Here is a 14,024-nt window from a genome sequence, read left to right as displayed (position 1 = left end):
TCCCTCAGTGACACTACACTACTTACTGCATGGCAGCATCACTGATGTGAGCGTAAACGCTGGCGCTGCCATCTTTATGCAGCAGCAGAATGTCGTACGGCATAAAGCGGCCTTCCACTTCCATACCCGGTGATCCAAGCGGCATCGCCGGTACACTCAGGCCAATTGCATCCGGGTGCGACTCAGCAAGAAATTTCCGGATGTATTTAGCAGGGATATGGCCTTCAAAGGCATATCCCTGCTCCGATACGGCGGTGTGACAGGAATAATACTGTGGCGTGATGCCATAGCGCTCTTTTATGCCGCTTAGATCATCATAGTCTTTCGTCTGTGCAACCACTCCCTGCTGTTCAAGGTGCGATACCCACTTTTTACAGCAACCGCAGCTTGGCGTTTTGTATACCGTGAGGGTTAGTGCTGCTGCACTGTCGGGCACAGCTGTAGTTTCCGGTTTAGCCGGGCCGGCGTCTTTACAGCCGGCCAGTAACGCAGTAGCTACCAACACAACCGCTGCCAGAGTTAGCTTCATAGTGATCTCCTGCTGTTGTCTTAGTGCGACCAGTGCACATGCACGATCTTCCAACCGGCGCCTGTATCTACCAGCACCAGCGTTTCTTTACTGATAACGTCAACCGGCTTGCCTTTATAGTCGCCAGTCAGTTGGCTACGGCTAACCGAATAGGCCACCTTGCCCAGCACCTTGGTCTGATGCTCCAGCGCTTCTACCTGTACCGCCGCCATAAATTTCATATCAGCCAGCATATGGTGGCTGGCATACTCGTCAGCCGAGCGCTCTACGCCATTACCTTCGACAATCAGCACGTCATCTGCCAGCATGGCGCGCACCGCTTTGGCATCGCCAGCGCGTAACGCCTGATGAAACGCTTTTACCGCCTGAGCGGCAGCGGTGCTTTCGCCGACGAACAAGGCCGGGGCGGCAGGTTTTTCATTGCCGTGCGCCAGCGCACTAACGGGAGAGAGTAACGCCAGGCCCAGGCTGATGGCAGACAGCGTTTGAATTTTATTGCGAAACATATTAGGTATCCTGTTGTAATTATTAGAATAAAGCGGGCTTAATGGGCTAAGCCCACCACAGTGGTAAAGCTGCTACTGGTTGCCAGTACCAATAGCGCTAACAGCATTTCGATAAAAATAGACCGTGCCAGCAACCGGCTGTTCTGATGTTGCGCCAGCGCTTTGACCAGACTAAATTTGTGCCAGGCAGCCAGCAGTAACATGGCCGCTACCAACATCAACTTAAACAACATTAAGCGGCCATAGTCGGTGACAAACAGTGCACTGGGCGAGTCGAGCAGTTGCAGTAAAATCAACACGCCACAGCTGATAAGCAGTACCAGCAGGTAGAGCGCAACCTGGCCAAACTGCCCCATCAGCGCCACCAGCCTGTCTGGTGCTAAGCGATAACAGCTTTGCCATAGCGGCAGCAACGCGCCTACCCAGGCCGAAATTGCCAGCACATGCAGCGTCAGTAACAGTGGCCACAGGCCTGCCAAACTGGCAACATGGCCGGTTTGGCTGAAACTGGCGGCCAGCAATAACGCGGCCAGGCTAACTACCGCAATGCTCACTACCGCTTTGCCGCTGTGTTTAACGCGCCAGGCCCAAAGCCACAGCGCTGCATAACCGCATAACCATAAAAGCAGCTGGGTGCGCATTGCCGATTGCCAAACCATCTGTAGCATCAGCCTGTCGGCCATGCCAGCTACGCCTGTTTCGGCCAGCGCACCAGCCTGCAGCGGCAGATACAGTAACGCCAGCACCATACCTGCGGCCGACCACCCCAGTACAAGGCGTTTTAACCACAGCCGAAAGGCAAGGCTATCAGACTGTGGCTGAGCCAGCGCCGGCAACTGCAGCAAAAACGCCGCACCAATACTGCCGCTAACCGCTAAATAACTCAGCAGCTTGTGGGCGAATAAGGCTAATACCCAGGTATCGCTAAACATCGCCAATCTCCAGCCATCTAGTGCTGATGCGCGTGCGCGCTATCAGCTTTCCCCCCGGCGTCAGCGCTGGCGTGGAGCATAAAACTGAAATCACCTTTCATTTTATGACCGTCTTCGCCCAAACCTACCCAGTTAACCTGATAACTACCGATCTCCAGCACTGGCAACGGCCAGCTAAACTGCGTGGCGACAGCGGTGGGCGTAAAGCCAAAATCGACAGTGTTACCGTTATCGTGCAACAGCGTGACTTTCGTCAGCCGGATCGGGCCACTAAAGCTGATACTGAGTACATCCGGCGCCTGCATGAGCATGGCGTTATCCGCCGGTACCGAGCCGCTTTGTTTAACATGCGCCAGTACGGGTCCGGCAAACGCCAAACAGAGCAGGGTAAGCAGCGAGATTAATTTGTTCATGTTGACCACCTTATTTATTAACATCCAAATTGATTAAAACCCTGATCTATTAAAACCAGAACCGCACACCGGCAACCCAGGATGTTTCTGCTGTCGATGCATCCTGCAGGCGGGCAAAATCTGCCGTGTTACCATATTTGTTCTGCCACTCGACCCCGACATAGGGCGCAAACTGGCGGCTAAATTCATAGCGTAGCCGAAGCCCGGCGCCCAGTGAAGACAGGCCTTTACCCAGCTGATTGACTGCATCGTCTTTGCCATAGGCGGTTAGCTCCGCCCGGGCTTGCAGGATCAGACGCTGCGTTAACAGCAGCTCGTATTCTGCCTCGGCACTTAACGCGGTGCGACCACCACTGCCCAGATAAGCCGTGACATCAACTTCAAACCAGTACGGCGCTAGGCCCTGCACACCCAATGCTAACCACTGCCGGTTTGTGCCATCGGCAACCTGATCCAGGCGCAGCCCAAGCTGACCATCCCAATAGGCTGCTATCGCGTGGCTCCATAACAGCTCGGTGCTGCTCTCTTCCAGCTTGCCGTCACTGACTTCAGCTTCGGTTTTCAGCACCAACCGATCATAGGTCGTACCATACCAGGCTTGCAGCTCCAGTTCGCCAGCTTCACTGTCGGCATTGTATTCCAGCCGATCGCCCAGCACGGACCACTGTGGATGTTCAACGCCGTGCTTTAAATGGCGTGAATCGGCCATGCCATAGGGCCCGTCAGTCAGGGTGTAGCCGTTGGAGTAGGCATGTGGATCGCGGGCATTAGCCGGCGCCTTACCGCCTTGCATCTGCATATCGGCATGGTTCATCGTGCTGTGATCCATACTGCTGTGATCCACGGCCTGCTCAGCATGGGTCATTTCATTATGGTTCATCTCGGTATGATCCATTTTGCTATGGTCCATCTGGCTATGGTCTACGGCCTGCTCAGCGTGGCCCATTTTACTGTGGTCCATGCCGCTATGATCCATCTGACTGTGATCCATGTCACTAGGGTTCGTCTGGCTATGGTCAACCGCCTGCTCAGCGTGGTTCATCTTGCTATGATCCATTTTGCCGTGGTCCATTTTGCTGTGGTCCATGCCACTGTGCGTTGGTACCGGCGGTTTCTCAGTGGCGTTCTGCGCTGCCACGCCAGGGCTGAGCGCCACAGTACAGGCCAGCGCCAGCAGCGACAAGGTTAGCGTTACGTTGGCTGTTTTCATGACACCACCACTTCTCTGAACATACCCGCATCCATATGGAACAATAAATGACAATGCCAGGCCCAGCGCCCGACATCATGCGGCGTGGTTAAAAAGCTGATGCGCTGCGCCGGTTGCACCGGAATGGTATGGCGGCGTACCTGTACGGCACCGTTGTCACTTTCCAGATCACTCCACATACCGTGCAAATGCATCGGGTGGGTCATCATGGTGTCGTTTTGCAAGATCACCCGGATACGCTGATTGTGCTTCATATGCACCGGTGTGCTTTTACTAAACTCTAAGCCATCGAATGACCAGGTGTAGCGCTCCATATTGCCGGTCAGATGCAGCTCAATTTCCGCCTCCGGGCCGCCCGGCTCAATAATACCGTCCAGCGAATGTAAATCGGCCAGGGTCAGCGCGCGCCGCCCGGTATTGCGCAAACCAATGCCCGGATCGTCCAGGTTGGTTCTTGGCATATCCACCCGCATATCCACCGACGGGCCATACTCGGTGCTGGCATGACGCACAGTTGAACTGGCTTTGGCATAAGGCACCGCCGGGCCATGCTGACTGTGATCGATAGCCATAGCACCATGCTGGCTATGATCTTCCGCGCCATTGCCGTGCGCCATCGCGCTGTGGCCGTGGCTGTGGCTGTCGCTTGCGCCATGGTTCATATTGCCCATCATGTCAGCCATCGTCAGCCATTCCACCGGATCCAGCGCAGGCACCGGTGCATTTAAGCTCTCGGCCACGGCCAGGGTACCGCGGGCATAGCCACTGCGGTCCATGCTCTGGGCAAAAATGGTGTAGGCATCATTTTGCGGCGAGACGACAACATCATAGGTTTCGCCCGGGCCAAAGCGGAACTCATCTACCGTTACCGGGTGTACATTCTGGCCGTCAGCCTGCACCACAGTCATTTTCAGCTCGGGAATACGCACATCAAAAAAGCTGTTGCTGGAGCCATTGATAAAACGCAGCCGCACACGCTCACCGCGCTTAAATAGGCCGCGCCAGTTTGCCAGCGGCGAACTGCCATTCATTAAATACGTAAAAGTGGCCGCGGAGATATCCGCCAGATCGGTGGGGTTCATCCGCATTTGCTGCCACATCTGCCGTTTCGCCAGCGCCGCGTCCAGCCCTCTGTCAGTGATATCGCGCAGCATGTCCTGCACTGTTGGCTGATTAAAATTGTACAAATCACTTTGCACTTTTAATTTGCGAAACACCGTATGTGGATCTTCATCGGTCCAGTCTGACAGCTGCACCACATATTCGCGATCGGCGGCAATTACATCCTGCGCTTTGGGTTCAATGATCAGCGCGCCATACATGCCGGTCATTTCCTGAAAGCCACTGTGCGAGTGATACCAGTACGTGCCGCTTTGCTTTAACGTAAAACGATAGACAAAGGTTTCGCCGGGCATAATGCCTCTGAAGCTCATGCCGGGTACGCCGTCCATCTGGTAGGGTAAAATAATACCGTGCCAGTGAATTGAGCTGGGCACCGACAAGGTATTGGTTACCCGTATGGTCACGTCATCGCCTTCTCGCAAGCGTAAGGTCGGTGCCGGTATCGAACCGTTGATGGTGGTGGCTTTACGGACCACGCCGGTAAAATTTACCAGCGCTTCGCCGATGGTTAAATCAATCACGTTACCGCTGAGCTCAGTGGCATAGCCGGTAAAGGCATTATCTTTAAAGGCGCTACCCGCCCTGACGATATGCGGAAAAGTGGCCAGCACGCCGCCCACCGCCAGCCCCTGCACAAACCGGCGCCGTGAAATCGATACCGGCATCATGGTGTTAGCCTTTATCATCTGCAACCTCCAATACTCTCTATATGCGTAGCAGTGTAGAGGACGAAACTGTCAGCAGCATGACATGAACATGACAAAGTTGTAATCTTGCTGTCATGTTGCTGTTTGGCGGTTTATGGCCTAATACTGCCAAAGCTATGTTTGGAGATGACAAGATGCGTTTGCTGATTGTAGAAGATGAACAAAAAACCGGTGACTATTTAAAGCAAGGCCTGAGCGAAGCCGGTTTTCAGGTGTCACTGGTCAGAAATGGCCTGGATGGCCATCATCTGGCGATGACAGAAGATTTCGATTTAATCATGCTGGATGTGATGCTGCCGGACGTCAGCGGCTTACGTATTGTTCAGGCGCTAAGAGAAAATCATAACCATACGCCGGTACTATTTCTGTCGGCCCGCGACAGCGTCGACGACCGGGTGAAAGGCCTGGAGCTTGGCGCCGACGACTACCTGATCAAACCCTTTGCTTTCTCAGAGGTGCTGGCAAGGGTCAGAACCCTGCTACGCCGTGGTCAGGCCGCACCGCAGTCAGAATTATTACAAGTTGCCGATTTACAACTGGATATTGCTAAGCGTAAAGCTAGTCGTAGCGGTGCCAAAATAGCGCTGAGTAATCAGGAATTTAGCTTGCTTGAACTGCTGATGCGCCGCCGTGGTGAAGTTCTGCCGCGCTCGTTAATCGCCTCGCAGGTATGGGATATGAATTTTGACAGCGACACCAATGTGATTGACGTTGCTATTCGCCGCTTGCGCGGCAAAATTGATGACGGCTTTGCGGCAAAACTGATCCATACCGTGCGCGGTATGGGCTATAAACTGGACGATGAGCAAACTGATGCATAAAGCTGGCAAACGCCCTCTCTCGATCACCGTTCGCGTGGTACTTTTTGTCGCGCTAACCATTTCGATTTGCCTGTTCTTCGTGCAGCAATTACTGCTCAGCTCAGTCGAACATCACTTTATCGAACAGGATGCCGACGAGTTAGCCGTGATCCTGCACGCGGTTGAGCACACGCTGACTGCCGGGCAGAACGGCCAGCAACAGCCGACACAGACACTGGCAAAAGCGGTATCGGGCCATCACGGTGTCTACTATCAGGTAATGGATAGCCAGAACCGCTTAGTCTACCGTAACGCCGACATTGATTTAAGCTTGCTAGCGGCCAATACCCCGGCCAGTGCCGACTATAATGCCAAAGCCATCCACAATTGGCAGCTGGACGGCAAAGCCTATCGCGGCGTGTTCAGCCTTTTCACCACGGCAGATCAGCAGTATCAGGTGATTGCCGCTATCGACATCAGTTTTCATGAACATTTCTTGCAGCAGTTACAGCGTAGCCTGGGGCTGATTTTACTTGGCTCCGCCCTGCTTACTCTACTGGCGGCCTGGCTTGCAGTGCACCAGGGGCTAAACCCACTTCGGGGTTTAAGCGCGCAAATGCGTGATATTCAAACCAATAAACTGGATATTCGCTTATCACCGGGCGAGGTCCCGGCCGAGCTGCGGCATATGGTGCAGTCTTTTAATCTGATGTTAGACCGGCTGGAGCAAGGGTTTACCAAGCTGTCGCACTTTAGTGCCGATATTGCGCATGAGCTACGAACACCGCTGACCAATATGATCACGCAAACCCAGGTTAGTTTATCGCGCGCGCGCAGCGCCGACGAGTACCAGAATCTGCTGTTCTCCAATCTGGAGGAGCTGGAGCGGCTGAATAAAATGATAAGCGATATGTTGTGGTTAGCGAAAAGCCAGAACGGTTTACTCACACTGCAAAAGCAAACGTTAAATCTGGCGGACGAAATTCAGGCGATTTTTGACTTTTTTGAAGCCCTTGCTGAAGAGTCTGGTGTTAGTTTGCATTTTTCCGGTCCGGTAATTTTGGTGCAGGCTGATCGCACCTTACTGCGACATGCTTTAACCAATCTGCTGTCAAACGCATTGAGATACACTGCTCAGAGCCAAAGCATTACAGTAACAACAGCACTGGCATCACCAGACTCGATCACTATCAGCGTCGAAAATCCTGGACCGCCTATTCCTCCGGAACATTTACCGTATTTATTTGAGCGCTTTTATCGTGCAGATCAATCAAGGCAACGGCATAGTGAAGGTGCCGGTTTAGGGTTGGCTATTACCAAAGCCATTGTGGAAGCACACGAAGGACAAATTAATGTCGAATCAGATTTAGAGAGCACGCGTTTTGTGATCAGGCTTAAAATTGAAAAATTAGCGTTTTAAATCTCGAAACGACGAAGTTTAAACTCAAAACCTTCGTCAACATTGATACGTTTTACCCTATCCGCTGATTTAGGCCGGTATTTTCTCCAGTCCCACTCACCGTCAATCAAAATGATATTTTTTAAGCCAAATCTCTCCATATCAGCGATGGAGTAATCATAACCAACAGTACCTTTACCAAATAAGTTCTGAGCGAAATCCAACGAACTAAATTTAGATTGGCCGTAATTTGCAAGTAGGTTGTCAACGCCGATGCTTGCGTAAAATTCAGTTTCTTGCTTACGCATTCCAGTTAAATATTCATCAAACGTTTGTCGATTCTTGTCATCAACACTCCAATCTGCTTGCCAAGCGCTACCATGCCAAAGCAAAACGGAATCTTTTCTTAGATACTTTTTGTTAGCGGCTGGAAATATATAATTAGCACATGACGAAGCACATACTCTTTCGACTTCGACATCCAAGCCATTATCTTTAACCCACTGACCTAAATCTAATCCAGCACCGATTTCACCGCCTTGGCTGGTTATAAGCAGACGGCTTGGCTTCACTTCTGCATCATTAAACAAGGCAAAAATCGCATTGTTTGACGTTTCAGTTATTCCACCCCTATAGACCAGATTTCCATTCTCTATACCAACAAAAGTTTCAGGATTTTGATTATTTCCACCAGCGTTATTAACGCTCGTGCACCCTACGACCAGAACAGAAAACAACAAAACAACAATCTTCACAAGCCCTCCTTGAAATGTTAAATGTTTTTTATGTGTTATCCTCTCGATATAACGAGAACTCATTAATCATTAACACACTCACGTACCAAAAATCAACACTATAAAAAACAGTAAAGCTTTTACTTGCTTTGAGTTAACCAAAATCCCTGAAAAACTTCAGTATGCGACTCAATAACAATTGAACAATACAAATACGAAACAAATTAGAACCAAAAAAAAACCGCCCATTAAGGACGGTTCTCTGTTATTTGGTGGCTCAGGTCGGACTCGAACCGACACCCTGTTTCCAGGACCGGATTTTGAATCCGGCACGTCTACCAATTTCATCACTGAGCCAATATCGTTCTATAACAAACTATAACAGCTAATTTGTCAAAGATTTTTAATTTTAATCTCTTTAATTTCAAAAGGTTAAACTAAAAAACTCTATAACAGCTGTTAATTTTGAATCCGCTGCGTCTACCGATTTCGCCACCCAGGCAGAGAGGAGTTGTTTGAGGTAAACGCCTGCATTATACGATGCCGCTAAGCAGGTGCAAGTGCTTTGTATGACATTTCACTGCCTTATCACCACAATTGCTTAAAATAGCACCAATTTAGACGCAGTGGATTCAAAACCCTCCGTGTTTCTTAATCCTTTTGATGCTAGTCGACAGGGCGTACAGTGTTATCAACTCTTGGGCGCCATTGACGCCTCATGCTAGACTAACGCTATTATCTTCAGGAGCAGTTATGTATCAGGATGCCCCACGGGCTGGCTTTGCACGACGCTTAGCGGCCATTATTTATGATGTGTTAATTCTCTGTGCGCTGATTATGCTGGCTGCAGGACTCGCCATGCTGTTAGTCCAGCTTCTGGTATGGAGTTCGGTGATCACGCTGTTACCCGGGCAGGACATCGCCGGTTATATCACCAGTAGCTGGCGTCGGTGGGTGTATTTTACCTATCTGCTTAGCGTTATCTTCGGCTTTTATGTCTACTTTTGGTGTAAAGCAGGCCAAACGCTGGGGATGCGGGCCTGGCGCTTACTGGTCGTCAGTCAAAGCGGACAACCCTTAACCGCAATACAGGCATTGGCCAGAGCCATACTGGCGATTGGCAGCCTTGGTAATATCTGGCTTTGGTTGCGCTGGGGCAAGGGGCTGGCATTGCAGGATCAACTGACCAACAGTCAGATGATTGTGCTTAGTAAAGAGCAAAGCAAGGTGCTGAATTTACATAAAACAGCCCGCTAAAGCGGGCTGAGTAGGGTTCGGTACGTACACCTAGATTTTTCGCCGCATAAAGTACAGCGAAATAGCAATAAACAGCAGGCTGGGTACAGCAGCACCAGCTAATGGCGGCAACTGATACACCAGCGCCAGCGGCCCGAATACCTCGTTACTCATATAAAAGCCAAAACCAGTCAGAATGCCCAGCAATACTCTGGCCGCCATGGTTACGCTACGGAGCGGGCCAAAGATAAACGACAAGGCTAACAGCAGCATCGCCGCCACTGTCACCGGCTGCAGGACTTTGCGCCAGTATGCCAGCTCATAGCGACTGGCTTCCTGGCCATTCTGCTGTAAATATTCGACATAATCGCTTAGTCCGCGCAGTGACAGCATTTCAGGTTTGATGCTGACCACGCTCAGTTTGTCTGGTGTCAGAGTAGAACGCCAGGGCTGACTGGGCAGGCGCTGCTGTGAAATTTGCTCTTCAGTGAAGGTCAGCTCAGTAACCTGTTGCAGGCGCCAGGCATCATCAAAATACTGTGCTGTTTCCGCCCGCACCACTTTTGCCAGTGCCAAATCGGCCTGAAAATGATAGATGATGACATCTTTCAGGTTACCGAGGTCATCTACTTCTTTGATATTAACAAAGCTGTCACCATCTTTGGCCCAGACGCCCTGGCGCGCAGCAAATACATTACCATCAGAAATCGCTTTAATTCTCAGCTCCCGCGCCGCACGGTCAGTAATAGGTGCGCCCCACTCTGCCACTGCCATCATCACCAGCACCATCAGCACTGCTGATTTCATTACCGAATTGATAATATTCAGCCGTGATAGGCCGGCAGCCTGCATCACCACCAGCTCGCTGCTACTGGCCAGCATGCCAAGACCAATCAAGCCTCCAATCAGTGCTGCCATCGGAAAAAACATGACCAAATCGCCCGGTACACTGTATAAGGTAAAGAGCGCTGCATGCACCATATCGTAGTAACCGCGGCCGATAGAGCGCATTTGATCGATAAAACGGAACATTGACGATAAGGCTAACAGCACGCTTAACGTCAGTAAGGTTGTCGTAAGAATGGTGCGGCCAATATAGAGGTCTAGTATTTTTAACATCTTAACGCCCCGCTACCCAGGCCCGGATTTTTTGCGCACTCTCGCGGCTACGCAAAATCAACAAGCTACCAAGTAATAAACCCGCGCCATGCAGCCACCACATGCCCCATTGCGCCGGGATCTTGCCATCTTCCAACGCTGAGCGGGCGATAATCAGTAGAGCGTAATAACCCAGATACAGTAGTAATGCCGGTAATAAGCGGCCAAATTTGCCCTGCCGTGGATTAACCCGGCTCAGTGGCACCGCTATCAACGTTAGGATCGGAATAGACAGCGGAATGGCAATCCGCCAGTGCCACTCGGCGATGGCTTCATTACTGCTCTCCTGCAGCAACGCAGGTGTATTCAGACTGGACAGTTTGCGCCGGCGCTGCTCCACTTCCTGTTCACGGATCTGGATTTGATAGCGGTCAAACTCTATCACTTCATAAGCCGGTGACTGGCCATCGCCGGCATAACGCCGGCCCTGCTCCAGTGTCAGCAACTGGGCTCCGGTTTGCGGATCTTCATAGACAGCACCAGCCGAAGCGTAGACGATTGCCTGCTCATTACTGCCTTCTTTGTCACTGTTTTGCGCGACGAACACCCGGGCCAACTGATTACCGGAACGGCTGACATCCTGCACAAAAATCACCGCTTTTTCATTCGAGGTATGCTGAAAACGGCCGGGGATCAGCGAAAATAAACCGGCATCCGACTCTGCCCGCTCCAGCAGCTGATACTCGCGTTCGGTAGCCCAGGGGCTGAAATACAGAGTGACGCTGCCGGCCAGGATTGCCATCAAGACTGACAGCAACAGCGTGAGCCGGGTCACATACCATTCGCTGACGCCAGTAGCATGCAACACGGTCATTTCGCTGTCGGCATAAATACGGCCATAGGCCACTAAAATGCCCAAAAATGCACTTAGCGGTAAAATAATGACCGCCAGTTGTGGCAGCTTCAGTGCAACAATACTCATCACTAGCTGACCGGGAATTTCGCCTTCAGAGGCATCGGCCAGAATTTTTACAAAGCGTTGACTGATAATAATAGTGGTCAGAATAACAAAGACAGCTAACTGAGCGCGAAAGACTTCACCAATCAGATAACGAAAAATAATCAAAAATGCCCCCTAAAAACCTGTCTTTTCTCTGGAAAGCTGGTGATTTTTCAGTAAACTTGGTATTTATACACTTTATTATCAGCGAAAGCCGGCTTAAATCCGAATTTTTTTAAGTAAAGCCGGTAAAATTCCACCAAGGTAAGCTAGCGCTGCCGTGCGCGATACGCCCGCACATCACCGGGTACTGTCTGCGCCAATAGTAGCACAGTCTCTTAGAATCAGGAGTAAACATGGAGTTCAGCGTTAAAAGCGGAAGTCCGGAAAAACAACGCAGTGCCTGCATTGTGGTCGGTGTGTACGAGCCACGCCGGCTGTCCGCCGTAGCCGAGCAACTGGATAAAATCAGTGAGGGCTATATCAGTAACTTATTACGCCGCGGCGATCTGGAAGGCAAACCAGGCCAGATGCTGTTACTGCACCATGTGCCCAATGTATTAAGTGAGCGTGTATTATTGGTTGGTTGTGGCAAAGAGCGCGAATTAGATGAGCGCCAATACCGTCAGATCATCGCCAAAACCATTAGCACCCTGAACGAAACCGGCTCGATGGAAGCGGTATGCTTTTTATCCGAGCTGCATGTTAAAGGCCGCGATACCTACTGGAAAGTGCGTCATGCGGTGGAAACCACCCAGGATTGCCTCTACGTCTTTGATAAGCTGAAAAGCAAAAAGGACGAAACCCGCCGCCCACTGCGTAAAATTGTGTTTAATGTCCCCACCCGCCGCGATCTGACGATTGGCGAGCGCGCGGTGGAGCATGGTTTAGCTATTGCTGCCGGTATTAAGCAGTGTAAAGATGTCGGCAATATGCCGCCGAACATCTGTACTCCAGCCTATCTGGCCGAACAGGCTTCAGCACTGAGTAAGTTATCGGATAAGGTCAGCGTTGAAGTATTAGGCGTAGCCGAAATGTCAGCGCTGGGCATGAACTCCTACCTGGCGGTTGGCCGCGGTTCAGTGAATGAACCGAAAATGTCGGTGATCAAGTATCAGGGTGCCGCCGATAACAGCGCGCCGGTGGTATTGGTTGGTAAGGGTCTGACCTTCGACTCCGGCGGTATCAGCCTGAAACCGGGCGATGGCATGGATGAAATGAAGTTTGATATGTGTGGCGCGGCTTCAGTGCTGGGCACCATGCAGGCAGTGATTAACCTGCAGTTACCGGTAAATATCGTCGCGGTGCTGGCAGCAGCAGAAAATATGCCGGATGCCAATGCTTACCGGCCAGGTGATATCCTAACCACCATGTCAGGGCAAACCGTCGAAGTGCTGAATACCGATGCCGAAGGCCGGCTGGTACTGTGCGATGCGCTGACCTATGTCGAACGCTTTGACCCTGAGCTGGTGATTGATGTGGCGACATTAACCGGTGCCTGCGTGATTGCACTGGGTAAACATGCCTCTGGCCTGCTGAGTAACCATAACCCATTGGCGCATGAGTTGCTGAATGCCTCAGAGCAAAGTGGCGATCGCGCCTGGCGCCTGCCGCTGTGGGATGAGTATCAGGATCAGCTGGAGAGCCCGTTCGCTGACTTTAGCAACCTGGGTGGCCGCGCAGCCGGTACCATTACTGCCGCCTGCTTCCTGTCACGCTTTACCCGCAAATATCATTGGGCACACCTGGATATCGCCGGTACCGCCTGGCGCAGTGGCGGTAAAGACAAAGGTTCAACCGGCCGGCCGGTCGCATTGCTGACCCAGTTCCTGATCAATCGTACTGGTCAGCAGCAGGATCACTGATGCAGGTTACCTTCTATGTGCTGGCTGAGCAAAGTGCTGCAGCCAGTACTGGTTCCCAAGCTAATGAGCTGACGCCTGCGCCAGCTCATTTTGCTTTAGCCTGCCAGCTTTGTGCCCAGCTGTACCGCGCCAAACAACGGGTTTTCGTATATACTGCCGACCAGCAAAGTGCCGAGCTGCTGGACGAACTGTTATGGCAATTTGAACCCGACAGCTTTGTGCCACACAACCTGGCCGGCGAAGGCCCGCAACGCGGCGCGCCGGTAGAAATTGGCTGGCAGGCGCCAAAAACCAGCCGCCAGGTGTTAATTAACCTGGCCGACCAGGTGCCGGATTTTGCCCGGCGCTTTAACCAGATCATTGAATTTGTGCCCGCCGAGCCAACGCTAAAAGCGCAGGCGCGGGAACGCTATAAGCAGTATCGACAGGCGGGCATTCTGCCGGAAACGATTACTGCCGACTGAATTTACAGG

General features: G+C 51.7%; 14 protein-coding genes and 1 tRNA gene. 5 read left to right on the top strand and 10 right to left on the bottom strand.

From position 1 onward, the window contains the following. Positions 1-22 precede the first annotated feature (22 nt). The 6 genes from AGRI_RS13935 to AGRI_RS13910 all read right to left on the bottom strand — a co-directional run bounded on the left by AGRI_RS13935 (position 23) and on the right by AGRI_RS13910 (position 5,398). Positions 23-529 carry a DUF411 domain-containing protein gene (locus tag AGRI_RS13935; protein ID WP_008985536.1) on the bottom strand — a complete coding sequence of 169 codons (507 nt, stop codon included), beginning with the start codon at positions 527-529 and terminating at the stop codon, positions 23-25. 20 nt (positions 530-549) lie between these two features. Next, positions 550-1,035, bottom strand: coding sequence for a YybH family protein (locus tag AGRI_RS13930; RefSeq protein ID WP_008985535.1), 486 nt, complete (start codon positions 1,033-1,035; stop codon positions 550-552). Between the two features lie 38 nt (positions 1,036-1,073). Next, positions 1,074-1,967: a CopD family protein gene (locus AGRI_RS13925; RefSeq protein WP_008985534.1), complete on the bottom strand. Its 894-nt coding sequence runs from the start codon at positions 1,965-1,967 to the stop codon at positions 1,074-1,076. 17 nt (positions 1,968-1,984) lie between these two features. After that, positions 1,985-2,380, bottom strand: coding sequence for a copper resistance CopC family protein (locus AGRI_RS13920; RefSeq protein ID WP_008985533.1), 396 nt, complete (start codon positions 2,378-2,380; stop codon positions 1,985-1,987). A 49-nt stretch (positions 2,381-2,429) separates the two neighbouring features. Next, entirely contained in the window at positions 2,430-3,245 is an 816-nt protein-coding gene (locus tag AGRI_RS13915) for a copper resistance protein B (protein ID WP_420169887.1), read from the bottom strand. 341 nt (positions 3,246-3,586) lie between these two features. Next, positions 3,587-5,398: a copper resistance system multicopper oxidase gene (locus tag AGRI_RS13910; protein ID WP_008985531.1), complete on the bottom strand. Its 1,812-nt coding sequence runs from the start codon at positions 5,396-5,398 to the stop codon at positions 3,587-3,589. Positions 5,399-5,553: 155 nt separating this feature from the next. On the opposite strand from AGRI_RS13910, the gene AGRI_RS13905 reads away from it, so the two are divergent. After that, a complete protein-coding gene (locus AGRI_RS13905) occupies positions 5,554-6,240 on the top strand; it encodes a heavy metal response regulator transcription factor (protein WP_008985530.1) in 687 nt (228 codons plus the stop codon). Further along, a complete protein-coding gene (locus tag AGRI_RS13900; protein WP_008985529.1) occupies positions 6,233-7,639 on the top strand; it encodes a heavy metal sensor histidine kinase in 1,407 nt (468 codons plus the stop codon). The genes AGRI_RS13905 and AGRI_RS13900 overlap by 8 nt, the downstream gene beginning before the upstream one ends. Here the strand turns inward: AGRI_RS13900 and AGRI_RS13895 are convergent. Together AGRI_RS13895 and AGRI_RS13890 are read right to left on the bottom strand one after the other, a co-directional pair. Then, complete coding sequence (locus AGRI_RS13895) at positions 7,636-8,373, bottom strand: hypothetical protein (RefSeq protein WP_008985528.1); 738 nt, start codon at positions 8,371-8,373, stop codon at positions 7,636-7,638. The two genes, AGRI_RS13900 and AGRI_RS13895, sit on opposite strands and share 4 nt — an antisense overlap. Positions 8,374-8,622: 249 nt before the next feature. After that, a tRNA-Leu gene (locus tag AGRI_RS13890) sits at positions 8,623-8,709 on the bottom strand. 396 nt (positions 8,710-9,105) lie between these two features. Between AGRI_RS13890 and AGRI_RS13885 the strand changes: the two genes are divergently transcribed. Then, a complete protein-coding gene (locus AGRI_RS13885; protein ID WP_008985527.1) occupies positions 9,106-9,609 on the top strand; it encodes an RDD family protein in 504 nt (167 codons plus the stop codon). Positions 9,610-9,639: 30 nt separating this feature from the next. On the opposite strand, the gene lptG is transcribed toward AGRI_RS13885, so the two are convergent. Beyond that, positions 9,640-10,707, bottom strand: a complete 1,068-nt coding sequence (lptG, locus tag AGRI_RS13880; RefSeq protein ID WP_008985526.1) for an LPS export ABC transporter permease LptG — start codon at positions 10,705-10,707, stop codon at positions 9,640-9,642. 1 nt (position 10,708) lies between these two features. Continuing rightward, a complete protein-coding gene (gene lptF, locus AGRI_RS13875; protein WP_008985525.1) occupies positions 10,709-11,812 on the bottom strand; it encodes an LPS export ABC transporter permease LptF in 1,104 nt (367 codons plus the stop codon). 230 nt (positions 11,813-12,042) lie between these two features. On the opposite strand from lptF, the gene pepA reads away from it, so the two are divergent. Beyond that, complete coding sequence (pepA, locus tag AGRI_RS13870) at positions 12,043-13,551, top strand: leucyl aminopeptidase (protein ID WP_008609119.1); 1,509 nt, start codon at positions 12,043-12,045, stop codon at positions 13,549-13,551. Then, positions 13,551-14,015 carry a DNA polymerase III subunit chi gene (locus AGRI_RS13865; protein ID WP_008951098.1) on the top strand — a complete coding sequence of 155 codons (465 nt, stop codon included), beginning with the start codon at positions 13,551-13,553 and terminating at the stop codon, positions 14,013-14,015. The genes pepA and AGRI_RS13865 overlap by 1 nt, the downstream gene beginning before the upstream one ends. Positions 14,016-14,024: the final 9 nt, after the last annotated feature.

The organism is Alishewanella agri BL06 (assembly GCF_000272005.1).
GTDB lineage: Bacteria > Pseudomonadota > Gammaproteobacteria > Enterobacterales > Alteromonadaceae > Alishewanella > Alishewanella agri.
The sequence above is the reverse complement of the archived record's forward strand: the minus strand, read 5'-3'. Positions and strand labels throughout refer to the sequence as shown.